The organism is Acetobacter sp. KSO5 (assembly GCF_044094635.1).
GTDB lineage: Bacteria > Pseudomonadota > Alphaproteobacteria > Acetobacterales > Acetobacteraceae > Acetobacter > Acetobacter cerevisiae.
The window spans coordinates 1,691,113-1,716,845 of the sequence record NZ_CP172014.1; the positions used below are offsets into that span (position 1 = coordinate 1,691,113).

At 53.2% G+C, this 25,733-nt stretch carries 20 protein-coding genes; 6 read left to right on the forward strand and 14 right to left on the reverse strand.

Going from position 1 to position 25,733, the window contains the following annotated elements:
* Window positions 1-44: 44 nt before the first annotated feature.
* Window positions 45-2,600, reverse strand: coding sequence for a TonB-dependent receptor (locus ACHQGU_RS07725; RefSeq protein WP_395494550.1), 2,556 nt, complete (start codon window positions 2,598-2,600; stop codon window positions 45-47).
* Between the two features lie 445 nt (window positions 2,601-3,045).
* Between ACHQGU_RS07725 and ACHQGU_RS07730 the strand changes: the two genes are divergently transcribed.
* Window positions 3,046-3,462 (forward strand): RNA polymerase sigma factor, encoded by a 417-nt coding sequence (locus tag ACHQGU_RS07730; RefSeq protein WP_395494551.1) that lies wholly within the window; start codon window positions 3,046-3,048, stop codon window positions 3,460-3,462.
* Between the two features lie 46 nt (window positions 3,463-3,508).
* Window positions 3,509-4,462, forward strand: coding sequence for a FecR/PupR family sigma factor regulator (locus ACHQGU_RS07735; protein WP_395494552.1), 954 nt, complete (start codon window positions 3,509-3,511; stop codon window positions 4,460-4,462).
* Window positions 4,463-4,547: 85 nt separating this feature from the next.
* Here the strand turns inward: ACHQGU_RS07735 and ACHQGU_RS07740 are convergent, their stop codons facing one another.
* Together ACHQGU_RS07740 and ACHQGU_RS07745 are read right to left on the reverse strand one after the other, a co-directional pair.
* On the reverse strand, window positions 4,548-6,011 hold the full coding sequence (locus ACHQGU_RS07740; protein WP_395494553.1) for an NAD(P)-binding domain-containing protein: 1,464 nt from the start codon (window positions 6,009-6,011) through the stop codon (window positions 4,548-4,550).
* Complete coding sequence (locus ACHQGU_RS07745) at window positions 6,008-7,015, reverse strand: LysR family transcriptional regulator (protein ID WP_062250009.1); 1,008 nt, start codon at window positions 7,013-7,015, stop codon at window positions 6,008-6,010. The genes ACHQGU_RS07740 and ACHQGU_RS07745 overlap by 4 nt, the downstream gene beginning before the upstream one ends.
* Before the next feature lie 130 nt (window positions 7,016-7,145).
* Here ACHQGU_RS07745 and ACHQGU_RS07750 point away from each other — a divergent pair, with 130 nt between their 5' ends.
* The 3 genes from ACHQGU_RS07750 to ACHQGU_RS07760 all read left to right on the forward strand — a co-directional run bounded on the left by ACHQGU_RS07750 (window position 7,146) and on the right by ACHQGU_RS07760 (window position 12,210).
* Window positions 7,146-8,267, forward strand: a complete 1,122-nt coding sequence (locus ACHQGU_RS07750; protein ID WP_395494554.1) for a peroxidase-related enzyme — start codon at window positions 7,146-7,148, stop codon at window positions 8,265-8,267.
* 41 nt (window positions 8,268-8,308) lie between these two features.
* The gene (locus ACHQGU_RS07755) at window positions 8,309-9,601 is read left to right on the forward strand and encodes an MFS transporter (protein ID WP_395494555.1); all 1,293 of its coding nucleotides are present in this window, start codon (window positions 8,309-8,311) and stop codon (window positions 9,599-9,601) included.
* A gap of 149 nt (window positions 9,602-9,750) precedes the next feature.
* Window positions 9,751-12,210: a TonB-dependent receptor plug domain-containing protein gene (locus ACHQGU_RS07760; protein ID WP_395494556.1), complete on the forward strand. Its 2,460-nt coding sequence runs from the start codon at window positions 9,751-9,753 to the stop codon at window positions 12,208-12,210.
* A 106-nt stretch (window positions 12,211-12,316) separates the two neighbouring features.
* Here the strand turns inward: ACHQGU_RS07760 and ACHQGU_RS07765 are convergent, their stop codons facing one another.
* The 6 genes from ACHQGU_RS07765 to ACHQGU_RS07790 all read right to left on the reverse strand — a co-directional run bounded on the left by ACHQGU_RS07765 (window position 12,317) and on the right by ACHQGU_RS07790 (window position 21,372).
* Window positions 12,317-13,732: an efflux transporter outer membrane subunit gene (locus ACHQGU_RS07765; protein WP_395494557.1), complete on the reverse strand. Its 1,416-nt coding sequence runs from the start codon at window positions 13,730-13,732 to the stop codon at window positions 12,317-12,319.
* A 28-nt stretch (window positions 13,733-13,760) separates the two neighbouring features.
* Entirely contained in the window at window positions 13,761-16,799 is a 3,039-nt protein-coding gene (locus ACHQGU_RS07770; RefSeq protein WP_395494558.1) for an efflux RND transporter permease subunit, read from the reverse strand.
* Window positions 16,799-17,827 (reverse strand): efflux RND transporter periplasmic adaptor subunit, encoded by a 1,029-nt coding sequence (locus ACHQGU_RS07775; RefSeq protein WP_395494559.1) that lies wholly within the window; start codon window positions 17,825-17,827, stop codon window positions 16,799-16,801. Before ACHQGU_RS07775 ends, ACHQGU_RS07770 begins: the two co-directional genes overlap by 1 nt.
* A gap of 99 nt (window positions 17,828-17,926) precedes the next feature.
* On the reverse strand, window positions 17,927-18,244 hold the full coding sequence (locus ACHQGU_RS07780; protein WP_062272424.1) for a multidrug efflux SMR transporter: 318 nt from the start codon (window positions 18,242-18,244) through the stop codon (window positions 17,927-17,929).
* A gap of 1 nt (window position 18,245) precedes the next feature.
* Window positions 18,246-18,821 (reverse strand): TetR/AcrR family transcriptional regulator, encoded by a 576-nt coding sequence (locus ACHQGU_RS07785; protein WP_395494560.1) that lies wholly within the window; start codon window positions 18,819-18,821, stop codon window positions 18,246-18,248.
* A 229-nt stretch (window positions 18,822-19,050) separates the two neighbouring features.
* A complete protein-coding gene (locus tag ACHQGU_RS07790; RefSeq protein ID WP_215755303.1) occupies window positions 19,051-21,372 on the reverse strand; it encodes a TonB-dependent hemoglobin/transferrin/lactoferrin family receptor in 2,322 nt (773 codons plus the stop codon).
* A gap of 159 nt (window positions 21,373-21,531) precedes the next feature.
* On the opposite strand from ACHQGU_RS07790, the gene ACHQGU_RS07795 reads away from it, so the two are divergent.
* Entirely contained in the window at window positions 21,532-22,119 is a 588-nt protein-coding gene (locus tag ACHQGU_RS07795) for a biliverdin-producing heme oxygenase (RefSeq protein ID WP_395494561.1), read from the forward strand.
* A gap of 79 nt (window positions 22,120-22,198) precedes the next feature.
* Here ACHQGU_RS07795 and ACHQGU_RS07800 read toward each other — a convergent pair whose 3' ends face one another.
* Genes ACHQGU_RS07800 through ACHQGU_RS07820 form a run of 5 tightly spaced genes read right to left on the reverse strand, consistent with a single transcriptional unit; the run spans window position 22,199 to window position 25,665 of the window.
* A complete protein-coding gene (locus ACHQGU_RS07800; RefSeq protein WP_253559305.1) occupies window positions 22,199-22,519 on the reverse strand; it encodes an antibiotic biosynthesis monooxygenase in 321 nt (106 codons plus the stop codon).
* A gap of 23 nt (window positions 22,520-22,542) precedes the next feature.
* On the reverse strand, window positions 22,543-23,352 hold the full coding sequence (locus ACHQGU_RS07805; RefSeq protein WP_395494562.1) for an ATP-binding cassette domain-containing protein: 810 nt from the start codon (window positions 23,350-23,352) through the stop codon (window positions 22,543-22,545).
* Window positions 23,349-24,401: a FecCD family ABC transporter permease gene (locus ACHQGU_RS07810; RefSeq protein WP_395494563.1), complete on the reverse strand. Its 1,053-nt coding sequence runs from the start codon at window positions 24,399-24,401 to the stop codon at window positions 23,349-23,351. The genes ACHQGU_RS07805 and ACHQGU_RS07810 overlap by 4 nt, the downstream gene beginning before the upstream one ends.
* Window positions 24,398-25,384 carry a hemin ABC transporter substrate-binding protein gene (locus ACHQGU_RS07815; RefSeq protein ID WP_395494564.1) on the reverse strand — a complete coding sequence of 329 codons (987 nt, stop codon included), beginning with the start codon at window positions 25,382-25,384 and terminating at the stop codon, window positions 24,398-24,400. The genes ACHQGU_RS07810 and ACHQGU_RS07815 overlap by 4 nt, the downstream gene beginning before the upstream one ends.
* Entirely contained in the window at window positions 25,384-25,665 is a 282-nt protein-coding gene (locus ACHQGU_RS07820) for an antibiotic biosynthesis monooxygenase family protein (RefSeq protein ID WP_395494565.1), read from the reverse strand. The genes ACHQGU_RS07815 and ACHQGU_RS07820 overlap by 1 nt, the downstream gene beginning before the upstream one ends.
* Window positions 25,666-25,733 lie beyond the last annotated feature (68 nt).

The window sequence follows — 25,733 nt, forward strand, 5'->3', positions numbered from 1 at the left end:
TACCATCGATCCTGCTCAGCACAGGGTCGTTCTTTTTTATGTCATCAAAAATCGGCTGAAATGGTCGCCATCACCACAAAGGGAGACGCAATGACATAGGTTGGCTGCGAGCCCGAAAACGCCTTCCCTGTCACAATACCATGCTGGGTCTGTGCATTGGTTGTATAGCCATACATTGAAGACAAATAGTGATTATTTCCAAGATTAACCAGATTGAGCCTGATTTTCGGGCGTACCCGACCAATCTTGGGCAGTTGTCTGCCAACTGCCAGATTTGCACTGACATAGCTTGGAATACTCTGGTCATTCATCAATGTGGAATACTGAGAGTCTGTATATTGCAGCGTGAAATTCCCAAACCACAGACCGTCATTATAGGTCAGACCGAGTGAACCGGAGAATTTTGGTGCCCCGACTTCCTGCTTGCCCTTTGTCGCCAGGTAATCCCCTTCATAGGCAATATTGTTGCCGTTTTTAGTGTGCATATACTGGCCAGAAGCATAAAAACTCAGATGATGCCAGGGATGTGTCGCCAGCTCTGCCTGAATCCCATAAGCCTCCATTCCACCCGCATTGATCAGCTGAGAAATGGTGGAGGTTGACCCCGGCTCATAGCTTTCAGCCGAAACCTGATGGTTGGTCACATTGTAATGGAAACCGGCCACGTTGGCTGTCAGAAGCCCGCTGTAGCGATACCCCACTTCCTCGGTAATCATATATTCCGGTTTATAATCTGACATGGGGAGCGAGGTCGCCTTGCCGGTTGAATAGCTGTAAGACGAAAGCTGCGAGCTTAATGATGCAGGCAGATGGTAACCCGTTGTTCCATTAACATAAATCTGATGCTGCGGGTTAAAGCGATAGCTGATAAGGACCTGCGGGGCCGGAACAAACACGTTCTTGATGGATTTGTAATTACTACCCGTCACACCCGGCAAATCCTGCGTATATTGACGGTTGGCCATTGCCATTCTGATGCCGCCATCAATCGTCAGGCGGCCGTTCAGGAAGACCATTTTGTCATCAACAGCAAAGCTATTGAGCTGCTGCAAACCGTTTTCGTTATCTTCACTAATAAGCTGCCCACCGTTCGCCGTTAACGGCGCACCATGAGCACTCCATTCCCCCTTACCGTTCACGGGATAGAAATTCTGGCTCGCCGCTTCCTGCGCGTAGGAGTACCAGTAGGTCAGACTCAGGGTATTGAATTTATGCTTCCAGCGCCCTGTCAGCGTCAGGCCGGAAGACAGCGTATACCAATCCGAAACCTCAACAGATGTCAGCTTGCTGACAGCCGGGTCATAGCCCGGAAGATCCTTATAATTATCGAGATGTTTATATTTTTCCGCCCCGGCATAGCCATTTGAAACAGGCACCGTTTCGCCATACGTGTAGGGACCATGAAATTCTACGGAATAAGCTTCTGCATCAAGACTGAGGCCATGACCAAACGTGAAATGATTTTTCAATGCCCCATAAATGGCACCGGTATTTTTGGCATTTAAACCGGAATAATGGGTATCCCCATTGTAATACTGCTTATTCAAACCATAATCGACGCCATATTTGTTCCAGTTCGCAAGAGAGGGATAGAGCCACTCCCCCTGCTGCGCCTTGGTAAATCCAAAAATAACTTCAGAGTCACTGTGGTCTGCCCAGCTCTTTGTAACGGCTGCATCGACATGCCACTTTCTGATATTCCCATCCCCACGCCACATATCACTCCGTGCGTAGGAGCCAGAGGCAAAAGCTCTGACACCGGAATTTCCAATCTCCCCTGTATCGTAGCGGATGAAATCCTTATTGGTCCCATAGGAACCACCAGAACCTGCTACATGAATATTCTGCCGATCCGTCGGGCGGCGTATTGTCGCAGATATCTCAGCGCCGGTCGCGTTGTAGGTGGGAGAATTGATATCAACCGCCCCCTGCATCACATTCACCTGCCCCATATTCTCACTGTCCACCAGTGAGGGCGTGTAGGTGCTATAGGTAAACGGGTTGGCGGCTGGCATCCCCTCAAACGTGACGCCAATTTCAGGCTGCGACATGCCTCGAATATGGATAGTTGAAAAAGACGTTGTCAGCGGGCCTTCGCTGGCCGACACCACGCCCGGCAGCGTCTGAATAAGAGATTCAATGGTTGAGGTCGGAGATTGCATTTCGATATAGGTGTGAGACAGAGAACTCACCGTCCTCGCCGTGGTGTGCCTTACCATCATGCCGCCGCCATCTGACTTGCGACGTTCTACGACATCCACATTTTCACCGCTTGCCCTGGCTTCCCGCGGAAGTTTTCTTTCGACAATAACAAAGTGAGAGCCCTGATTCTGCCGGCTGACCTGCAGGGTTGTGCCAGACAGCAGCTTTTGCAGCGCAACCTGATCATCCATCATGCCATGCACAGAGGACACTCTGACATTCCGGAAGTCTTTGGCTTTGGCAATTACCCCGGACCCGGACTGCTTCTGGAAAACAGAAAGGGCTTCCGGGACTGTGCCCGCAGGAATGTTGAACATGTGCGTCGCACCAAACGCCATGTTGCACGTGACGGTAGAGGACAGCAGTGTAAGTGTGCTGATTGTCTTAACTGAACGCATGAGAGGACCATTACCTTCGGACACGGTGCAAAATTCACTCTCTAAGATGAACCACCGCCCGCATTTCCCCCCTCATGGAGGCCAGAAATTCTGTTAAGGTTTTATGACGAAAGGAAACTTTCCTTTCCGGCGAAACCAAAATTCGTTTTGGAACAGCGTGTTACAACACGTTTTCCGGAACCCCCGGTCAACTTGCTTCAGCCCCTGAGCGCGGTGTAAGTCACTCCCACACCCGCCCCTCCCCTGATGGTAAGACGGCCTCATGCTCATGGATGCATCCCTAGATTGTGATACAGGTGAGCACAGCACGCACGATCCCTCACCACCACAGTGTGATGCACTGCCCCTCCTACCGGATGCAGACCGTATGACATGGATCACGCAGAACGTCATGCCGTATGAGCCCGCAATACGGGGCTGGCTCAACCGGACAACTCTGCCCGGCATGACGGCAGATGACATTATTCAGGAGTGTTACGCCCGCTTCTGTTCAGCGCCCTATCAGGAGATCCAGAACGGTCGGGCTTATTTTTTCTCCTGCGCCCGAAATCTGGTTTTTGAACACGCCAGACGCGCAAAAATTGTTTATATTGATACAAGTTTAGGTCTGGAAGCGCATAACGTGGCGGATACCCAGCCGAACCCGGAGCAGAATTTCTCCTCTCGTCAGCGGCTTGACTGGCTTAAAGAACAAATGATGACACTCCCCAGTCCCTGCAAAGATGTTTTTATTCTTCGGAAAATCTACAATTACAGTCATGCCACGATCGCCCAGAAACTCGGCCTTTCACTACGGGCGGTTGAGCGACACGTTAGTCGCGGCCTGCAGAGGCTGATAGAAGCCGGGCAAAGCCTCGAGTAACGTATTTTGCTTTGCATGATCCTCTTGATAATAGAATGAGAGTGCCTTGCTGTATTCTTCTCCCGTAGCAGACGGCAAGACGCGTCAGGCAGACGCAACGCACTGGGTTGCTCTCGCTGATGCTCGAGACCTCTCTCCAAGCGAACAGCAGGACCTTGCAGCATGGCTCAACGCCGATGCCCGCAACCTTGGCGCTTACGTACAAGCAAAAAGTGTTTATCAGGCTCTAAACTATAGAACTACTGCACAGAACGAACGATCGACCGCTCATCGTTCGGCTCCAACCACCACCCGCCGACTGTTTATGGGGTCGGCAGTGGCTGCAGGATTGGTCGGCCTATGCATGCCGGAAAAAGTGCATGACCATTTTGTTATGCGCTATAGGGGGCGACAGGCACCTCAACAGTATGTCTGGAACGGCAATCGCGTCACCGTAGACGCGCGCTCAGGCGCCTATTTCTCGTCATCAAAAACAAAAAATATCATGCAGGTTGCCGATGGGCGTATTGGGATGGAGATCCGGCGCAATCAAACGTGGATTTCCGCTGGTGCGTTAAAGCTTGTCGGAAAAAACACTAATTTTGATATTAAATTACAAGGAGAGACCATTATTCTGTCTCTCTATGCCGGAACGATGAACTGGCTTAGGGAGGCACAACACCACGCCATCACATCTCCGCAGGTTTTCCATTTTTCTAATTCAAAAAGTGATTGTCCAGAGCTTATTAAAAGCCATCCCCTCACCGGAGATGCATTGCTCGTGCAGCAAGCATGGCGAAACGGGCAGATTATTTTAAATAATTCTACACTTCAGGCCGCTGTCGAGGAATTCAATCAGTATTCCGACACACAATGTCTGATTTCCAGCAACAGTCTGAACCAACGCAAAATTTCAGGCAGCTTTGATTTATTGAAAATAAAGGATTTTGCGCAGGCAGTCTCATTTTTGCTTGGATGCAAAACAAAATACGAAAAAGGGAAAATATTGTTTTATGTTTGATTGCTTTCTTCCGGGAAACAAGAAGCAGACACTCCCCGACCATCTGCCGATAAGCAGATGGTCATAGTCAAAAAGCTAAACTCGCTCAGAACCCAACATCCTGCCATTCATCTCCCTGCAACTCTGACGTGTTGAACTGCTCCAGATTGCGATAATGAATAGCTCGATCTTCAACAAACAAGCTGCTGACAATCCCCTTAGCCAGTCTGTCTGCGCCGTCACTAATAGCCGGAATATCCCCACTCACTTTTCCATGGGAAAGTGTTGCCGGAAAGCAAAAGCAGTGAATTTTTTCAAGTGCCGGACAAACAACGCCGTCTTTCGGCTGAAACTCAAACGCTGGCCCCAGATCGGGGGAAAATTCCAGCTCAGGATTCAGGTAACCCGAAGGATTATCTTCCGGCGCAGGCGTAAAGCGATCTTTCCAGAAGCGAATGCTCGGTGCGATTGATTTTAGTTCCGGCCTCTGGTCAAGATCAACCGCAAAGCCCGTCGCCGCGATAAGGAAATCTGTTTCAAACACGCCGCGAGGCGTTGTCACACGCAGATGATCGTCCTCCACCGCAACAGCCTCCACCGGGCAACCAAGATGGAAAAACGCATTAGGGTGTTTTGAAACACGTAAGGTGCTGGGCCGTGGCGGCGGTGTTTGTGCCGCAAGGGTATAATCCAGAAAACGCCATTTCCACGCATCAGGCAACGCCTGAAAACCGTGAACAACACCCTGACTCCCAATGCCCGTAAACTTGTTGATCCGCGGAATATCCTTCCGGCGTATCAGCATATCCACCCGGGCTGCTCCGGCCTCAAGTGCGGCGGCTGCATTATCCATTGCAGAGGCACCAGCCCCAATAACAGTCACCCTGCGGCCCCGGAGTGCTTCAAAATCAATCGCATCTTCCGAGTGCGCACGGAACGCCGGCGGCAAGGCTTTGAAAATTTCCGGTATATAGCCGCCACCCAGACCATCGCGGCCGGTGGCCAGTGCAAGGTGCCGCGCCAAAACACTTTCTTCCCGCCCCTGCTGGCGCAGGAGAAGATCCAGAAGACCATCGTCCCGATAGCGGATATCCAGAAGCTCTGTCTCGTTTTCAACAGGAAGATCGAGAACCTTTCTAAACCAGCGCAGATATTCCATCCACGTTTCGCGCGGGATAAAGCCTAGCTCTGCCCAGGCATCCACACCAAAGCGGGACTCGTACCATGCACGGAAGGTTAGCGCAGGCAGACCAAGGCAGGGGCCAGTCAGCGTTTTGGGGGAACGTAAGGTTTCCATGCGGGCATATGTCACCCATGGCCCTTCACGCCCTGCGGGAGCGCGATCATACACAACATGATTCCGCACCCCATAGCGCGTCAGCATGCCGGACGCTGTCAGCCCTGCCATCCCCCCACCAATAATGACCACATCGCGCACAGTGCGATTGTCGACACACCGTTGCGGCACCCAGCTTTTTGCAGGCAGTTCCAGCCAGGACAGATCCTGCTTAAGCCGTTCCTCAAGCTTTTCAAGGCCACCAGGTAATTCAGAGGGGGAGGAAAGCGTCATACCTGCCAGTCTCCGGGCAATGGGGATGAGGAAGGGCCACCCAGACCATGCAGGGCCTCTTCCGTAATTTCAGCGCTGACACGTTCATGCAGCACAAAGTCTGGTAATTGTGCCGCAGATGCTGTGCGCAAAGCATCCACGACTGCCTCCAGACCCGGCGTAAGCGGGCGACCGGAGGCCTTCACAATGCCAAAAAAGAAAGGAATAGCCGTATCCAGCGGCCTGACTACCGTATCCTGCAATAGCAGGCCGCACGCTGTGGCTGGCTCTACAATAGCAACCCCCAGCTGGGCCCGCACCATGGCCAGAGCCGTGACACTGGTGTTCGTGTCAATAATGGAGGCAGGGAAAGCGCCTATTTTCAAAAACGCTTTTTCCACGCGGTTACGAAGGCGATACGGGTTGGCAATCGTCACCAGTCTGCGGGAAACTAGGTCCGCCAGCCTTACAACCGGACAGGACACCAGAGGATCTGCACGATCCAGCACAGCCACGCAACGGGACTGCCCCACCCATAACACATCGAGTTCCGGATGACTGACTGGAAAGCTCGCCGCGCCCAGATCTGCCCGGCGCTCCATAACAGACTGCACAACCTGTTCAGCACTGACTGACTGAACATGGATCGCGTCCGGCAGAAGATTGGCAGGCAGTTGCGCCAGAGCATAGGGGATTAACCCAGTAGCCAGCGCGGGAATTGCCGCGATTTCAAAGGACGCGGTCTGATTTTGCGCAATGGCTTCCACGCGTTCATGCAGACGGCGGACATTCGCCAGAAGCCTCTCGGCATCCACATGAAACTGCATCCCCTGCTCTGTGGGCACAATGCGCGGCCCATTGCGATGAAACAGCGCAAAGCCGAGGGATGCTTCCAGATCCTGAATAAGCCGCGTCATGGCGGGTTGCGAGCGCTCCAGAAGACGCGCAGCCCCCGTCAGACTGCCTACGGCGACCACCGCGCAGAAGGCTTCTAGCTGTTTGAGATCCGGAAGATCAGTTTTCATGACTCAGGACTGTATGCGCGCAGCGAACAGCCAGCAAGAAAGAATTTGGAAAATGAATGATAATCTTCTTGCTATGCGCAATCCGGATCAATATCGTGCGGAATAGAAACGATTATGGACCCGCTTCTGCATGGATATCTCGTCATTCCTGTCTGCCATTGCGGCATCTGCGCGCACCGGGGCTCAAAGAAATGAGCTGCCCGACGTCGTAAGGATGCGCTCTGATATTCTGAGCATGAGCGCACAGGCGAACGCTGCTGTCGTTTCTCCGCAGAAGCCGGGTTGCCTCACACACAGCATCCGTACGGCTCTGGCCGCCCGTATGGCGCGCCAGTCCTGCGCGCCCATGCTGGCCTCTGTTTACCTAGAAGCGTTGGAAACGCTTGCGCCGCCCCCTGCCCTGACTGCGCTGGCGCATGAAGAAGCCGCTTCAGAGCAGGATGTATTTCTGGCAGCCCTTACCCAGTATGCAGACCTCGTCACGCTGCGCCCAAAAGACGCAACCCGCGCCGATATTCTGAGCCTCCGAAATGCCGGACTGACGGATGCGGAAATAGTACATCTGGCTGAATTGATTGCTTGCGTTTGCTATCTGGCTCGCATCACGCTTGGTATGCAGGCCATGGCAGGCACATTGTCCCCTGCACAGACGGCTGAACCTGAAGCAGTTACCGGTTCGGAGAGCGTCGGCTTTACAGCCGAACCACTGGACTGGGTCCCCTACCTTCAGCCCGTGCGACTGGAAGACGCGACCCAAGAACAGCGGGCCGCAATGAAAATCACGCCCTCCAATACAAAAATTTCGGACTATGTGCTGACTTTGGCACATGACCCGGAAAGCCTTGCCGTGCGCTCTCCCTTATTCAACGCCATTATGTACGGGCGGGATGGCCTTTCTCGCGCAGGCCGTGAAATGGGTGCGCTTGGCTGTTCCCTCATCAATCACTGCCTGTATTGCGCCTCTGTTCATGCCCGGCGCTTTATCCAGCTGACAAAAAGACCGGAACTGGTGGAAATCATTTTTGCAGAAGGTCCGGAGGCCTGCCTGAATGATGAATACTGGCAGCCGATTTTTGATTTTTCTGTCAAACTGACCCGATCCCCCGGAACATTTGCGTGCTCTGATGTCGCCTTTCTAAAAGACCACGGACTATCTGATCTGGAAATTTTTGATCTGATTTGCGCCGTCGGCATTTTTGGCTGGGCCAATCGTCTGATGCATACGCTGGGCCACTCCACCTTAGCCCCCTGAGAGTGGCATTTGCCTCAACGGCGTTTTTGAAAGACACCGACATGACGGACAGACCGCATACAGCCCGAACACGCTGGGGTGCCATTATCGGATCAATCGGCGGCAATGCGCTGGAATGGTACGATTTCACCATTTTTTCGTACATGATCCCTATTATCAGCACATTGTTTTTTCCAAAGTCTGCCGGAAGTGTCTCAGCCATTCTTATGTCTACGGCCCTGTTTGGCGTGGGCTTTTTCACCCGTCCGCTAGGCGGCATTTGCCTTGGGTTATATGCAGACCGCCGCAGCAGGCAGGAAGCCATGACACTCGGCATGGGCTTAATGGCCGTTGCCGTAGCCCTTATCACCTGCGCCCCCACTTATGAACAGGCCGGGATAACAGGCGCGATCATGATTGCCGTCGCCAGACTGCTGCAGGGATTTTCCGTTGGTGGAGAGTTTGCAACGTCCACGACCTTTCTGGTGGAAATGGCGCCTGCTGGCCGCAAAGGTTTTTTCGGATCCTGGCAGATTACGGGCCAGATTATTGCGCAGGTTCTCGGCGGCAGCGTTGGTTATCTGATGACAACATGGTGCACGCCGGAACAGGTGCATGCCTGGGCCTGGCGGCTTCCATTTGCTTTTGGCCTCTTCATCATTCCCCTCATCCTGACAATTCGCCTTAAAATGTCAGGCACCGCTGCGGGTAAACGTAAATCTACACAATCCCCAGGCATGATGAAAAGCCTGACAACGCAATGGCGTGAAATTCTGACCGGGATGGGACTGGTTACTGCCAGCACGGTCTCTTTCTACATTATTTACGGATATGTCGTGACATACGCGACAAAAATTCTGCATCTCTCCCTCACCGGCTCTTACCTTGTGCAGATGTCAGCTGCTGCGTCCATGCTCCTTGTGGTTCCTTTCAGCGGATATCTTTCTGATTTTCTAAACAAGAAGGTCATTATTTTCGTAAGCCTTGCGACCTACCTTGCTATCCTCTGGCCTCTTTACGCATGGCTCGTGGCCGCCCCTTCCATTACCCGCCTGATTATCATGCAGGTCAGTCTTTCTTTTGTCAGTGGGATGTTTCTCGGATCTTACTGCACACTCATCACGCAGATTCTCTCTCCTGCGTCCCGCACCACCATGCTTGCCATTGTGAATAACATGGTGGTTCTGGTAGTCGGCGGTTTTTCTCAGCTGATCGTAACATGGCTTATCAGTATCAGCGGAAAAGCCATGGCTCCCGCTATCTTTGTCATGAGTGGCGTTGCAATCGGTCTGATTGCTGCAACCTACCTGCTTTTTAGCTCAATTTCCGAGAAATTTCCTGAAAGGGTAAGTTGATAGAAAGAGGTTTCCTATCCTTTTATATTCCACTACATATTTTAGTTGTATAATTATTTTACTAAATTTAATGAGTTTTTGTTTGTCGTTTTGAAATCATTCCATATAATCAGAAATTATTCGATTCACCCCTTTTTCTGGTATGGCACATGATGAAGAAAAACCTTGCTCTTGGTGTTATTGCCAGTCTGGATCTGGCGGGATCAGCTTACGCAGCAACCAGCACCACAACAAAAACACAGGTTGCTGAACCGGAATCCGTTCTGGTCTCCGGCGCTGTAACAACCGGTATTGGCGCACTTTCCAACAATACGCGGCGACACAGCACCACGCATGTGGACGTTGTGACTGCCAAGGAACTCATGGCCACCGGGCAGACCAATGTTATTGCCGCGCTGGCGCAGATGGCCCCTGCCATTAACTCCCCCCCGGCAGGCGGCATTGGTTCAAACAACGTGGCCCGACTGATGATCCTGCGAAATCTGGGGCCGGATGAAACCCTTGTGCTGGTGAATGGTAAACGGCGGCATCTGGGAGCAAACTTCAATTTCAATACTGGACCTGCCACGGGCTCTCAGCCCACAGATATCAGCCTGATTCCCATCAGTGCGATCGACCATGTTGAAATTATCATGGATGGCGCAACAGCCCTTTACGGGCAGGAAGCTATTGGTGGGGCGGTCAATATCGTTTTGAAATCCACGCCGGGTAAAGGCTCTATCAACCTGCAGGATAGTGGGTACTATGCTGGCGATGGCGTCGGCATTGACGGCTACGGGGATTATAATTTTGCGCTTGGCCACCACGGAGGCTTTCTGGACCTTGCCACGCAAATAACCCATCAGCAGCCCACTAATCGTTCCGGTTTAAATACGACTCAGAAGTATTTCAGCCTGCCTGATGGCTCTCTGGATCCGCGTGAGCAGAAAATCGGGAATGACGTTAACCGTATTCAGGGTATCAGCCGTTCGCTGTCCGAACTTTTTAGCGCAAACGGCTCTCTGCCGCTGACCGATAAAATTTCGCTCTACACCACCACCACCTATAGCCACCGGGATGTGGATGCTCCCGGCTTTTTCCGCACAGCCAATAATGATGCAAATGTCCGGGCAATTTTCCCCAACGGATTTTCCCCGCATCTGACAACGGAAGAAAACGACTTTCAGGTTAATGGTGGTATTCGTGGCCGGGATTTCTATGGCTGGAACTGGGATGCCTATGTGCTGTATGGGCGCGACCAGCTTCGCTATGGCGCGTATGATACAATCAGTCCCACCTACGGCCTGAACAGTCAGACGAAATTTTATAATGGCACCAATATTGCGTCAGACCTGACCGCAGGTTTCAAAATGTCCCGCGATATCCCTTCTGCCATTCTGGCAAAGCCGCTGGGTGTGGAACTGGGAGGAGAATACCGGCACGATACCTTCCAGATGACGCAGGGCGATACACAATCCTGGGGCGATGGCGGCGTTGCCATTCTGGACGGCCCTGATGCGGGACAGGCTGCGGCTCCCGGTGCGTCAGCCTATTCTGGTACCCCGCCTTCCGCTGCCGGCAACCATTACCGTGATATTTTTGATGGTCACATCAATCTTGATTTATGGGCCACCAAAAAATGGGAATGGACGCTCGGTGGCCACGCCACAAACTATTCGGATACGATTACGGCGTTTACCGGGTCTATCGGCACACGCTACAATTTTAACAAACGCTGGGCCATCCGCGCCAACATCAATACCGGATATCGGCCACCTACCCTCGCTGGACTGTATTACAGCACTATTTTCTCCACGCCGGGGTATCAGTCTGCTTATGCCTCTTCCACCAGTCAGATTGCCCGCCTATTGGGTGCAGAAGGCCGCAAGGGCGAATATTCACGCAGTTACAGTGTAGGAATAGACGCAACCCCGGTCGATAATTTCCATGTCACCGCCAATCTCTACCGCATTGGTATTAATGACCGCCTGGAAAGCACGTCCAACTTTGGTGGTGCGTCTATTGAAGGACTGCTGGAAAGCGCTGGCATCTCCGGCGTTCGGTATGTGCAATATTACACCAATCCCGTTGATACCGTGACCAATGGCGGGGATGTCAACGCAACCTATCTGCTGAATTTGCCGCAGGGCCACAGCTTGCAGTTCGGTGTTAATGTTAATATCGCTGATACGCAGATTTCCCGTTATCGCAAGACGCCGGAAATTCTGGCTGCTTACGGACAGGATTATTACAATAAATTCTCCCAGAACGATCTTCTGCATACCTCTCCCAAGAACCGGGAAACACTGTCTCTGGTCTGGCACAAGGGCCGTTATACGCTGAGCATTCAGGAGCAGCGTTATGGTAGTGTGACGTTTATTGTCAGCCCGTCTCAGCCCTCATCCACCTGGACCAAGGTTCGCCCGCAATGGAATACGGATATCAATCTGGATGTCGGTATTACAGAGCGTGCGCATGTTTCTGTGGGCGCCAACAACCTGTTTAACAAATACCCTACACAGGTAAGCCGTGCGGCTGCTGCCCCAACAGGCTCTTACCGATACGCCACATATTCTCCGTCCGGATTTATGGGCGGTTACTACTATGTGCGTGGGTCCTTTAATTTCTAACGTGCGAAGCAACACCCGCGCGATAACGAATACCGGCTGACCGCCAGAGAAGGGTGGTCAGCCGGTGCCGGTGCCCCTCCCCCTACAGCGCCTTTGTTAATGGCCCTTAATTCCCCACTGCTGTTTTGAGATCAACCACATTGGTCAAAAGCTCGGCATGTGTCCGAGCCAGATTTTCTGCACTATCACTTTCAGAAAAAGAGGCTGTCAGCAGATCTTCTTGTGAAATATCACCATGCTGGTAGCGTTTCTGAAGAACGGCCATACGGTTTTTTTCACTATCAAGCAGAACGCGCTGTCTCTGATACTGTGATCTAAATACGTTCTCGCGGGATAAGAGGTTTTCAATTTCAATCCACGCATTCAGAACAACGCCTTGATAAGAGATGCCTGCACTTCGCTGCTCGGAATGGCGGAGTTCAAGCTGGCGAGACAGCCGCCCGCCATTAAAAATCGGGAGTGAAAGCGTGGGACCAAAAGATGTATTGCGTGCATTCCACCCCAGTTCGGCAACAGTCAGAGCATCAAGGCTGATCTGCCCCGTCAGGGTAATCTGCGGGTAGAAATCGGCCTGTGCCATGCCAATCGTTGCCGTGGCGGCATGAAGGCGAGCCTCTGTTGCCCGAATATCCGGACGTTTTCTGGCCATCTCGGAAGGAATACCAGCAGCAACTTCTGGAATTTTCATCTCAAGAAGGCTTGCGGGCTTTGCCAGTTCGGGTATTTCCACATCCGGCCGCCCTGCGGCAAGCACGGCCAGAGCCCGATGGAGGGAAGCCTGTTGCGCGGCAAGAGCCTCTTTTTCGCCGAGAGCCGTCTGGTAGAAATTTTGCTGTTTTTCCAGATCGACACTCGCAAGAAGACCCCGTGCGCGAACTGCTTCCGCTATAGTGAGGAGTTGCTTCGCACGGTCCACCGCTTTGTCTGCTCTGTTCAGACGATCAGAAACCCATAGCCATTGGAAATAGGTCCTTGCCAGTTCTGCCTGTGTCGAGAGATGCATGGCGTCCATATCGGCCTGCACAGCAGAGTATTCCGCCTTTGCTGCTTCCCGCAAGCGGCGCTGGCGCCCCCAAAGGTCAAGCTCCCATGACGCAACCGCGCCAATACTATAGTTCGTATAGGAAACGCCCTCCGGCTCGTGTAACCCTGCTTCCGGAGAAAGCCCCAACAGAGGCTGCAAAACCTGCCCTACCCCCGCTGTTCCAAGGCGCTCATGTGTATAGGACGCCTGCCCATTTAGTGACGGCAGGCTTTCAGCCGAGGCAGCGCGGCGTTGTATTCTGGCAGTCCTGATCCGCTCACGCGCCAGCGCCATATCAAGATTGCCGTTTTCCGCACGACGCATGAGGCTATCCAGCACGGGATCGTTAAAAATCCCCCACCACGGCGCAGAAGAAGGCTGAGAAGCCGCATTGTTCACTGCATTTTGCCAGTGGTCCGGTAACACCGGTTTAGGCGGCACGAAATCTGGCCCCATGGCGCACCCTGCCACCGCGAACAACGCTGGAAACAGGAACATGCCTATTCTGCAAGAAGGAAAGCGCTTTTCAGACATGAGCGGATACGTCCTGAACCGGCACGTTACGGTCAAACAACACAGCGTAAAATGCCGGTACAGCAATCAATGTCAGCACCGTTCCGCCAACAAGACCGCCAATCATGACAATAGCCATTGGTCCCCAGAACACATTGAAGCTGAGCGGAATAAAAGCCAGAACAGCAGCTACAGCCGTCAGGCAGACTGGGCGTGCGCGCGTTAAAGTCGCATCAATAATGGCATCATGGAGAGACACGCTGTTGCTGTGATTGAACTGGATCTGGTCAACCAGCAGGATCGTATTACGCATGATCATGCCAGCCAGCGCAATCAGACCCAGCAACGCTACAAAGCCAAAGGGAGCACCGGTCATCAGCAGCCCAGACACCATCCCAATCAGACCAAGGGGCGCCGAAAACAGCACAAGCAGAGAACGACTGAAGCTTTGCAACTGGATCATCAAAACCAGCAGCATCAGCCCTCCAGTCAGCGGAAGAAACGCGAAAATCGCATTATCGGCCGTTGAGGAAAGCTCGACGTCTCCCCCCGTTTCAAGTCTGTAGCCTGCCGGCAGTCTCTTCCGCAGAGCTTCTATTGCTGGGATTGCACGTTCCACCACTGTCGCGGGCTGGATGCCGGTGGCGACACCTGACTGCACGGTCATGCAGAGTTCGCCATTTCTCTGCCAGAGAATGGGAAAATCGTTCGTCACCCTTAGAGTTCCAAGCTGACTGAGCGGCACGACGGCGGCTCCCGTTACGATGGGAAGGTTCCCCCACACTCCCGGATCAGAACGCACAGCACGGGAGGCGCGCACAAGGACCGGAATATGATGGTGACCATCGGGAATATCGCCGGCAATTTCTCCGGAAATAGCAGCCTGTAGCTGGGCGGCGACGCTGACGCGATCTGTTTCAAAATATGCCAGTTTCTCGGCATCAGCATCCAAAGTCAGACTAGGTGTCCGGTTTCCCCAGTCTGCCTGCACGGAAACGGCCCCCTCGGTATCCCGCAGAATGGCATCAACCTCCTGAGCAAGTGAACGCAACGTCTCCGGGTCCGGTCCTACAATGCGATATTGCACCGGGAAATCCGCCGTTGGCCCCAGAGACAGACGCTGCACATGCAGATGCACTCCTACAGGAAGAGACAGTCCTTCAATCTGGTGAATAAGGTCTTCTCGCGCTGTCAGGTCCTGTGCGACAAGAAGAAGTGTGGCGTGCGCAGCGCTCGGCGTGGCAGGGGCATAGGGAAGATAAAAGCGCGGGGCGCCATCACCAATATGCGCTTCCATATGCCGCAGCGCAGGGCTCCCCATAAGACGCTTTTCCAGAATGCGCACCGCCTTGTTGGTTTCCCCCAGAGCTGTCCCCGGTGGCATGGCAACGTCCACAATCACTTCCGGGCGATCTGACTGAGGGAAAAACTGCTGGTCAACAAACAGGAAGCCACCACATGCCAGGACCAGTAAAAGCACAGTCCCGCCTGCCACGGTTTTCTTGTAACGCAGGCTCGTTCCCAGAATAAGGCGCAAGAGTGTCGTCACCCCATGCTCATAAGAGACCGACCTATGCTTTTTGGGCTCAGGGAGAAGATGAACACCCAGAAAAGGGATGAAAAACACCGCGACAATCCAGCTGAAGAGCAGCGCCGCGCCACTCACCCAGAAAATCTCCCCGGCATATTCACCCGTTGTCGACTGAGCCAGGCCCACCGGCAGAAAGCTGATAACCGTCAGCACTGTGCCTGTCAGCATCGGAAAGGCCGTATGGCTCCATGCAAAGGATGCCGCTTCTTCCCGGCTACGCCCCAGTTCCAGCTGCACAACCATGGCTTCGATACTGATAATGGCATCGTCCACCAGTAGCCCGAGCGAGAGGATGAGTGCGCCAAGCGAGATACGGTCCAGCCCGATATGCTCCATACCCATGTAGAGGCTGACGCCGGACAATGTCAGCGGCACGGAGCAGGCCACAATAATCCCGGCTTTCCAGCCCAGACTGACAAAGGCCACCAGAAGAACAACACTCAGAGCCACAACAAACTTGATCAGGAACGTATTCACCGCCTCACGGATCACGCTGCTCTGGTCCTCCACCTGCGTCAGCATCATGCCTGCGGGAAGTTCTGCCGAAGCCGCCGCCTTCTGAAGCGCCTTGCCGAGCGTCAGTCCATCTGCGCCGTCTGCCATTGCGACTGCGATAACAACGGCGGGCTTCCCACTGTAGCGGATTAGCGAAGGCGCAGGATCTGCATAGTCACGGCTGACCTGCGCAATATCTCTGACCCGCACAGTGCCGGAATGGCCGGTTATTGGCGTATTTTCTACCGACCGGACGCCATCAAGGGCTCCGGAAACACTCAGAGGAACAACGGTCGTAAAATCCACCGAACCGCCAGAAGCCAGTCCTGATCGGCTCTGAAGCGATCTGGCAACCTGCTCGAGACTTATACTCTTTGCGGCACTCTGCTGCGGATCAATATCGACCGTAATCTGCTGAGGAATTTCGCCGCTAATCTGGACTTTCCCCACACCATGAACGGTCTGGAAAATCTTCTTCAAATATTCAGATGTTTTTATGAGTTCAGCATTTTCTCCACCAGTCAGTGCAAACACGTACCCATAGACATCCGCATAATCATCATTGGCAGCAAGAGCGACGCCAGACGGCAAGCTGGGACCAAGATCGGATAACTTGTTGCGGATCTTCTGCCAGATACCCGGAACACGTTCCTTTCTCTCATCATCCTTGAGAAAAACCTGCGTCACACACGCAGCCGGGACGCAATAGGTGCTGAGAATATCTATAGCTTCGACATCACGCAGCCCCTGTTCAAGCGGCTCCGCAACCTGCCTTTGCATCTGCTGCGCACTTGCCCCCGGCCATTGCGCAGAAACAATCATGTTCTTGAGCGTAAAAGCCGGATCCTCTGCACGCCCAAGGTGAAAAAAACCGTATCCCCCAGCAAGAAACAAACAGGCCATCATGAAGCTGACAAGTGCTGGGTGTCCGACAGCCCACCGCGAGACGTTGAAACGCTCCATCATCAGCGTTCACTCACCTGACTGACACACTGAACCGCCTGATCCTGATGGAACGACGCATCACTATTGGTGACAATCCGTTCCCCGGCCTTCAGTCCTTCCACTAACGCATCTGCCCCTCTCAACCCGGCAATTTTTACGTGTCGCAGAACAAGACGAGGCTCCTGCCCTTCTGTCACCCCCCACAAATGCGCATGTACCTGATCCTCTGAAACCAGAGCTGTGAGCGGCACCCGCGCCACACGGGACACCTCATGCGGTGCAAGACGAACCGTGACGAGGCTGTTGACTGCCACAGGCAGCGGATGGGCCAGCTGCAGTTTTATCTCCTGCGTCTGACTTGCCTCATCCACACTGCCAACGTCTCTGATAAGAGCGGGAACGGACTGGCCATGCTGGCTGGCAGGCACACTTACCTCCGCCGCATCCCCAACCGTCCAGGACGAGGATGAGGGAACCTTGAAGTGGACTTCAGCCGCGCCTGCAGACTGCCGGATGATTTCACTTCCGGCCCCAACGAGGCTTCCCGGAATGCCCGTGACGCTGATGATCTGACCATCTTCGGGAGCCCGCACTCTGGTTTCAGCCACCTGAATCTGAGCCTGCGTTAAAGCTGCAAGGGCTGATTTGTATTTTCCCTCAGCCAGCCGCCATGAAGCTGCACGCTCTTCGACTGTTCCAGAGGACAGTCCCCCTATCGCGTCCAGCCCCCGGCTTCTTTTGTAGGTCGCTGCGGCCTGATTGAGTTCGGCGCGGGCAGCATCAACTTCGCCCTGAGCCTGCGCTTCCACCTTCAGCAGAAGTCTGTCTTCAAATACCGCCAGAACATCGCCCTGATGAACATACTGGCCGTTGACGACAGAGATTGCTGTAAGACGCCCCGCCTGCGTTGGAGCAAGAGGAATACTTCTGCTCGCCCTGTATCGCCCAACAAAAACAGTCTTCCCAGATGAGGCATCCTGCACCTTGAGAACCCGCACAGCAGGAAGAGACAGATGCTTTACCGGAGACGATGTCGGTTTGCAGCCCAAAAGGCAGCAGACCGCAAACAGAGGCAGCGTCCTTTTCAGGATCTCTGAACAGGTTCGACACAACATGGTAATTTCCGAAAGTAAAGGCAGACTTCGTTTTTACTGCGGAGCAGCAATAACCGAAATGCCGACCAAGATAAGAAGTATTCCGGCAGCCTGATGCCCACTAAGCTGATCCCGAAAGTAAATCCACCCTGCAAGATTAGCCAAAACAATAGAAAGACCAGCAGAGCCTGCGTAGACAATGCCCATAGGAACAAGGCGAAGAGACAGGGCAAGAAATATAAAGGAGGAGATGTAGCCAATCACCATGACGATTGTGGGAAGAATCCTGGTAAAATCCAGAGCTTCTTTTTGAGCGGCAGTCGCCACAACCTCTGAAAGCACTGTCATGAAGATAAAGAAATATCCTCGCATTTTAGTGCGCTTTCCCTGGAGGCTGCGTTAACTGCGCCATGAGGCTATGGAGATCCTCACGGGTGTTCTGGTCAAGAATATCAGCTTCCAGAATGTCCCAGAGAGAAAGGCCATCAGCAGCCATGCAGGCAAGCAAAAGCGCTGGCGTCATGCCATCAAACAGGCCAACAGATCGGATAACGCTCCAGTAATGCTGTATCCATTCCTGGCTGAGTTGTGGGTCAATCAACATAGCGGCCAGCAGATGGCGAATGATGACTGGCGTCTCATGTGTGCTAACCTGATTGAGGCCAATATAAGCCCGCGCAGCACGCCCGAACTCGACCGGGTCATTCTGTATCGACGTCAGAATTTCATGCTTAAACAGGTCCATCTCACGCATAAACAGACCATCAAGCAACGCTTTCTTATTAGGGAAATGGTGCAGCAAACCGCCTTTACTGACGCTTGCCTCTTTTGCCACCAGTTCCAGCGTAAAAGCCTGAATACCATTCGTGACGAGTATCCGCCCTGCCGCATTAAGCAGATCGTTTTTCACCACATCTGGTTTGTTGACGCGTTTTGGTTTCCTGTTCATGAAAATTCACATACCGTCCAGACGGTATGTTTTCAAGGAAAAGAATGAGGGGATGATGGAATATCTCCCCCTTAGGGCGGAGGAAAGCGCAAATTTCTGCGCTCCCCCTCACCTTGCTGATCATAAACCTAACATTAAAATATTTTTCCAATCCATTGATATATAATAATATTTCTCCGAAAAATAGACTGCTCCATTTCTTAAAATTTCCATACAAAATTCAGAGGCTTCAAAACTCAATCCGGGCTGTCACTTTGAAAGAGCGCCCCGGCTGCGTGTAGTACCGCTCGGAGAGAGAGCTGGATGACTGACCATATGGCAGAGAAGCCGCATTATAATACGCCTTGTCAAAAATATTATACATCCCGGCCTGAATACGCAGCGGCTTATAAAATGACGGGCTATACCAGCCCGTCATGTCAAAAATAACATAGCCGGGCGTTTTCCACTGGTTGGTTAATGTGCCGGTTGAAGTCAGATATTTGGCATTGTCACGCCCGGACGCAAACGTGCCCGACAGATCAGCACCCCAGCGTTTTGTCTTATACCCAAACCCGATAATACCGCGAAAAGGGGAAACCGAACTCAGGTGGAAATTCCGATCCTGGTCACGGCCATCCGCATATGCCAGTGATCCCCATACATGCCAGTGGTCATCAAACGCCCAGTTGCCGCTGGCTTCCACCCCATAAATACGGACATGCGCCAGATTAGTAGAGCCGTAGCACAGCATATAACCAGTGCAGCCGCTGATCCCCATCATGTCTATGAAGTTATGATAGTGGTTATCATAGAAGGAAATTTTTGCACCGCGTTCTGAATTTCCATATTTCATACCAACTTCCCATCCCCGGCTATTTTCAGGCTTAAGGTCCGGGTTACCAACAACCTGATAAACAGGCGGGGTGCTGTAATTCAGATATTCCTCGGTTGCAGAGGGTGCACGATATGCTTCGGCATACTGCCCATACAGAATAAGGTCTTTGGCAATACGCGCTTCTACCAGAACCTTTGGGGAAAAGTGAGATCCATGCGCCCCGTGGGGCAGTCCTGCATAACCGGCATTAGCCATGTAGGAAGCCGTATTGTGCGGGTCACGCTGGAAGTAATCAAACCGGAAACCGGGCGTAATATGCAGCCATTCACCCCGACCAATGCCAATACGATCCTGAACAATGGCCCCCATATCCGTCCCATGGACTTTGGGCATGTCGGAAAAATTATCGTGGGTATAGGCGTTTGATACAGCCCGCTGGCCCGTTTGAGTCTGATAGGTATCCGTCAGAAAGACTTCCCCACCATAAGTCAGCACGTGATGCAGAGGACCAGTGAAAATGTTGTTTGTGGCTGAGCCAGTTACACCATAGGACTCTACAGGCAAAGTCAGGTGCTGGTGCATATAGGCCGTAGGTCTGGCGGGGTCATTGTTTGTAATATCCGTATCGGTCTGAATGCTTTGCCAATACGCCAGAAAATGGGCCTCGCTAAACAGGGCGGTAGGACTACTCGCCTGATAATCGTAATTAGCAGATACACGAGACCGCTGGTTCTCACTGCGTGTACGATAGACATTTGTCGCCGTTGTTTCTGATGTCCTCGTACGTTCGTCATAGTTTCGGTCAAACCATTCGCCAGTCAGACCAATCCTATGGCCGCCCGCAAAATAATGCCGGATTTTCCCCAGAAAACTCCCCTGATCATATGAGGCAGGGTTTCTTGCAGTTCGTGTCCGTCCATATCCGTAAATATCGCCGCGGTTGCCGGTTTCGCTCCCGTTCTGATAGCCTCCCTGGAGCAGAAAGACCGTGTTTTTATAACGTGCAGCAAACGCCTGATTCAGCAATGCCGCCTCACTGGCTCCATTGTAGGTCAGTTTGGTCAGCCCCCCGAAGGTTTTGCCCGGTTTAAGCAAGTCTTCCGGATCCAGCGTGCGCAGGGCTATCACTCCTCCCAGCGCGCCTGTGCCAAAAAAGCTGGAATCTGCGCTTTTAACCACGTCGATGGCGCCAAGCGCATTGAAGTCGAAATTATTGACGCCCCCCTGAGCAGAATTGAAAGACCCTGCATAGGCTCCATCATTTGCCCAGGGCATACGCACACCGTCTATGGTGGTCAGAATGCGGTTCTGATCAAGGCCACGAATGTTGATACTGGAATTACCATTACTGTAGTTAACCGAAGCATCTACTCGTCGAGCAAAGTCTTCCAGGCTGTCTATCTGTCGGTCACGTAATGTTTTGAGGGTAGTTGTGGTTGTCAGCACCCCCGCCTTCCCCACCGCACTATGATCCTTGTCTGGATTAAACTTCATGGAATCCAGAATATCAGTCTTGCCCTGCACTTTTACGGGCCCCAGCACGACTGTAGCGGGCGAAACCGAGGGGGATTTTTGACTATTTTTACCTGCACTGGCCTTGGTTGATGTTTCTGTTTTGGCGGGAACGGGTTCCGTCGTGGCCGCAAAAACCGGTGTTACGCAAGCATACGCCAGTGCTGTTGTCGCCAGCATCCGGTAACGCATGGCCCGGCAGAAAAGAGGCAGCGTTATCATTGTGCATCCGTCATGTTATTAATTGAGAATCATTCTCATTTTATGATGCACAGCAGATCAGGTTTCAGCAAGCCCTTATTGCATATGATTCTCATTTGCGTTAAATAAGACACACATTCGCATCGTTCTGAATGCGTTTATGTCGTAAGGGCCAAAAACATGACCAGAACGTCTGACCCCCTCTCCCTTTCTCTACGCCTAAAAGACGCCACTTACACGCTTCATGAGGATCTGGATAAAGGCATCATGGCGCATGGCCTGTTCTCCAACGCTGATAAATACAAGAGCTTTGTGAAACTACAGTATCTGTTTCACAGGGATGCTAATGCTCTGTACAACCATGCTCAGCTGCTGGAGATCATCCCGGATCTGACCGCCAGAAACCGCTTTACACACGTTTGTCAGGATATGCAGGATCTCGGCCTGCCCTTCCCCGAGGACGTGAGCCCCGTAGACACACCGGATGCGTCTACCGCTGCCGGGTGGCTCTACGTGGCAGAAGGATCCAAACTGGGTGCTAATTTTCTAACAAAGCTTGTTGAGAAAATAGGCTTTACCGATACCTTCGGTGCCCGCCACCTTGCCGCAGATCCGGGAGGACGAGGCGCATCCTGGAACGCATTCAAAAGCGCTATTGACCATGCAGGGTTTGACCCTGTTCTGGCGACAACCGGTGCGCGAGCAGCCTTTATGCGCGTCAAAAAATATATGACGACACCGGATTTAGTGATCAGCATACCTGCTTAACCACCCAAACAATAGAATGGCCTGAAATCCCGAGGGAGTTTCAGGCCATTAAAATTTTCTTATACTACAATTTTAAATATCAGGCTGTGACATCCTGCAACACGGTGAATCCTTCAAACACAGGAGGCCCGGCAGTCAGAGCGCGTCCCTGCCCCGCTCCTGCATGGGCCTGACGAAACTGCTCAGACTGCGTCCAGTCCACAAACGCATTATATGAATCCCACACAGTGTGAGAGGCATAGAGCCTGGCGCCTTCTTTTTCAGGCCCTTTCAGAAACTGAAAACTGACAAAACCGGGAACAGTTTTCAATAAGACTTCACGTTCCAACCAACGTTTCTGAAAAGCATCTTCATTTTCCGGAGCCACCAAAAAGCGATTCATGGCAATATATTGAGACATGGGCTGTTTCTTTCCTTCAACCATTATTGGCAAATTATATCATGCGGTAAAACGTAGGGTTTTCCGGTAACGGCATGCAGGTTCACCCGCCCCTCTTCCAATCCGAACACGCGGCTCGCCAGCGCATTGGTTAAAACCTGTTCCGGCGGCCCCTGTGCGTAAATAGCGCCCTCATGCACCACCACAATATGGTCCGCGCAGGCTGCCGCCCAATTCAGATCATGCACGACCAGCACAACTCCCCCACCAGCTGTGGCATGGGCGCGCGCCAGATTAAGCACCAGATGCTGCCGGGACAGATCCTGAGCCGAGATTGGCTCGTCCAGCAACAAAAAACCCGGCGGCCTGCCCGTATCCTTCACCGCTGCCTCCAGTTGCATCAAGACCCGCGCCAGATGAACGCGCTGGCGCTCACCTCCTGACAGGTCCATGACGTCGCGCTCAGCAAAGGCTGCCAACCCAACCCGTTCCAGCAACACGTCCGCAAGCTCCAAACGGGTTGCGCTACTCATGAAGGGAGCAGAAACCTGGGCACCCATTGCCACGAGGTCACGCAACGTGAACCGGGCGCGTAATGGGCAATCCTGCATCAACATGGCCCGACTAGCCGCCAACTGAGCAGGCGGAAGTGTGGTTATAGGAGCATTTCCCAACCACACATCGCCACTGGTTGCAGGCAGCAATCCGCTAGCAAGCTGGAGCAACGTGCTTTTACCGGCTCCGTTGGGGCCGATAATGGCGGTTAGCTGAGCAGGCTCAAAATCCAGAGAGGCTCCGTGCACAATATCTTTGCCTCGAACGCGCCAGCCAGCGTTCCGCAAGGATAGTCTCATGACAGTGCCTCCCTGTCATGCACACGCGTGAGCAGCCAGACAAAAACGGGTGTGCCTAATACCGCTGTCACAATCCCCACAGGCACATCGGCTGGCATGGCAATAACCCGTGCCAGCGTGTCTGCCGCTATCAGCAGAATTGCCCCCAGCAAGGCACTCCCCGGCAGCACCAGCCGGTGGTCCGGCCCCGTCACCAACCGCACCAGATGCGGAACCACAACGCCCACAAACCCAATGGCGCCAACAAAGGAAACCGTGGGCCCCACCGCGCAGGCAACCGAGAACATGGCGAGCCGCTTGATACGCTCCACAGGGTAGCCCATCAGTCGTGCATCACTCTCCCCCAGTAGCAAAGCGTTCAGGGGCGACGCCAGATATGCCGTTATCCCGGCCGCCACCGACAAAAAGGGACATAACAGACCAATACGCGACCATGTCGCACCGGCAAAACTGCCCATGGTCCAGAAGGTCAGATCACGTAAGGCCGTGTCATTAGCACGGAAGATAAGAATACCTGTTAGCGCGCCAGAAAATGCGCTGAATGCCACACCCGCCAGCAGGATCATACTGACAGAGGTCGCCCCGCCGCGCGTTGCAAACAGATAGAGCAAACAGGCTGCCGCAAAACTGCCCAGCATGCCCGCCATGGGCACGACCCACGCTGCCCCCATGATCGCCGCATGCACGCCCACGCCCCCTAAATCCAGCCATGCCCCGCCCAGCACAATCATACAGGCTGTGGCCAAAGCTGCGCCGGAAGACACGCCGATCAATCCGGGATCTGCCAGTGGATTCCGAAAAAGCCCCTGCATGACAGCACCAGCCACAGCCAGAGCCGCTCCGGTAAGACCCGCCATAACAACACGCGGACCACGGATCTGGGTCAGCACAACCCGATCTGCAAAGCTATCAGCCTGCGTATCACCTTGCCACAGAGCCGTCAGATGTACGCCTGTCGCCCCCATATTGAGGGAGGCGGCCATAATCAGCATCAGCAATGGCAACAAAGCACACAGAAACAGAACTGCATGCCGCCGGGCCATGGTCATGCAGGATGACCCACCGCGGCCATCATTCTGGCGAGATCAAGGGCGGCCTGAGGCGTGCGGGGGCCAAAGCCCAGCAGACGCTCCCCTTCCATACTCACAAAGGCATGATTGCGCCCAGCCGGGGTCAGTTTAAAGCCAGGGTCAGCCTGAAGAGCTGAGCGAATAGCAGCAGCGGTCTGATCCATGAGCAGGATAATATCAGGCCGAAGTGCAACCAGATTTTCCTGATCCACGATTTTATAACCCTGCATGCCAGTTCCGGCGTTCACGCCTCCCGCAAGACGGATCATGGCGTCTGCTGCCGTTCCTGTGCCGGCAGCCATAGGGCGATTGTTTGTCATGCGCATAACAAACAACACACGTGGCTTTCCTGCATGCGCACTCCGCCATGCCTCCAGTTGCCTGAACTGTCCGGCTATGGAGCTGCACAATTCCTCGCCTTTCTGCCTGGCGCCAACGATATCTGCCAAAAAACGAATGCGTCCTTCAATAGCCTCAGGGGATGGTGTCGCATCCACAAACACAACCGGGACACCGGAGGCCATAAGCTGATCCATGGCAGCGGGTGGCCCTGAATCATTCATGGCCAGAACCAAATCCGGCCGCAGGGACAAAACTCCCTCGGACGAAATGGCGCGCATGTAACCAAGATCTTTTTTCTCTTTTCGCGCCTGCTCTGGCCATGTGGACGTTTGATCCACGGCTAAAATCTCATTTGAGCACCCTAGCGCATAGAGTGTCTCAGTTATGGGGCCACCAATGCTGGCTATTCGTGTTGCACCGCGGAGTGTAACGCGCCGCCCCCGGCAATCTGTTACAATACGGTCAGCACCTGTATTTGTCGCCTCTTGGGCTAAGCCGACACGCGGCACAGAGGCTGAAGCTACTCCAAAAGCCAGCATGGCTCCCACAGAGCGACGAGACAGCAAAAACCCAGCTGACCGCTGACCCTCGCCCCTGTTTGTTCCCCATTCTGTTTTCATCAGGCTGCCTGCTCCTGCCCAGCGACAGTGCGGAGCACGTCATACCCACTGAATTCGCGCTTTTCGAGTGTCAAAACGTCACCCTGCTCCATGCCTTTATGTGCGACATGAAACAGTTCCGACTTACGCCATGCGTCGTAAGCCTCTCGCGATGCCCAGACTGTCTGGGACGCATAGGCAAGATAATCTGACGCGGGAGCTCCCCTCAACAGGACCTCCCGGTCAAGCCAGCGACTTTTGAACTCGGCTTCTTTTTCCGGACGGACTTTAAAACGATTCATAGCAACAAACATTGCCCCTCCATCCAATAAAATGTCTTCAAAGCCGCCATTTTTCGCAAAAGCAGCAA

Coding starts and splice junctions, on each gene's coding strand:
- ACHQGU_RS07730 (WP_395494551.1), top strand. CDS start 3,046: ATGACGGCAGATGACATTATTCAGGAGTGTTACGCCCGCTTCTGTTCA.
- ACHQGU_RS07795 (WP_395494561.1), top strand. CDS start 21,532: ATGACCAGAACGTCTGACCCCCTCTCCCTTTCTCTACGCCTAAAAGAC.
- ACHQGU_RS07810 (WP_395494563.1), bottom strand. CDS start 24,401: ATGACCATGGCCCGGCGGCATGCAGTTCTGTTTCTGTGTGCTTTGTTG.
- ACHQGU_RS07750 (WP_395494554.1), top strand. CDS start 7,146: ATGGATATCTCGTCATTCCTGTCTGCCATTGCGGCATCTGCGCGCACC.
- ACHQGU_RS07765 (WP_395494557.1), bottom strand. CDS start 13,732: ATGTTCCTGTTTCCAGCGTTGTTCGCGGTGGCAGGGTGCGCCATGGGG.
- ACHQGU_RS07760 (WP_395494556.1), top strand. CDS start 9,751: ATGATGAAGAAAAACCTTGCTCTTGGTGTTATTGCCAGTCTGGATCTG.
- ACHQGU_RS07820 (WP_395494565.1), bottom strand. CDS start 25,665: ATGAATCGTTTTAAAGTCCGTCCGGAAAAAGAAGCCGAGTTCAAAAGT.
- ACHQGU_RS07815 (WP_395494564.1), bottom strand. CDS start 25,384: ATGAAAACAGAATGGGGAACAAACAGGGGCGAGGGTCAGCGGTCAGCT.
- ACHQGU_RS07725 (WP_395494550.1), bottom strand. CDS start 2,600: ATGCGTTCAGTTAAGACAATCAGCACACTTACACTGCTGTCCTCTACC.
- ACHQGU_RS07745 (WP_062250009.1), bottom strand. CDS start 7,015: ATGAAAACTGATCTTCCGGATCTCAAACAGCTAGAAGCCTTCTGCGCG.
- ACHQGU_RS07740 (WP_395494553.1), bottom strand. CDS start 6,011: ATGACGCTTTCCTCCCCCTCTGAATTACCTGGTGGCCTTGAAAAGCTT.
- ACHQGU_RS07805 (WP_395494562.1), bottom strand. CDS start 23,352: ATGAGACTATCCTTGCGGAACGCTGGCTGGCGCGTTCGAGGCAAAGAT.
- ACHQGU_RS07755 (WP_395494555.1), top strand. CDS start 8,309: ATGACGGACAGACCGCATACAGCCCGAACACGCTGGGGTGCCATTATC.
- ACHQGU_RS07785 (WP_395494560.1), bottom strand. CDS start 18,821: ATGAACAGGAAACCAAAACGCGTCAACAAACCAGATGTGGTGAAAAAC.
- ACHQGU_RS07780 (WP_062272424.1), bottom strand. CDS start 18,244: ATGCGAGGATATTTCTTTATCTTCATGACAGTGCTTTCAGAGGTTGTG.
- ACHQGU_RS07800 (WP_253559305.1), bottom strand. CDS start 22,519: ATGTCTCAATATATTGCCATGAATCGCTTTTTGGTGGCTCCGGAAAAT.
- ACHQGU_RS07770 (WP_395494558.1), bottom strand. CDS start 16,799: ATGATGGAGCGTTTCAACGTCTCGCGGTGGGCTGTCGGACACCCAGCA.
- ACHQGU_RS07790 (WP_215755303.1), bottom strand. CDS start 21,372: ATGATAACGCTGCCTCTTTTCTGCCGGGCCATGCGTTACCGGATGCTG.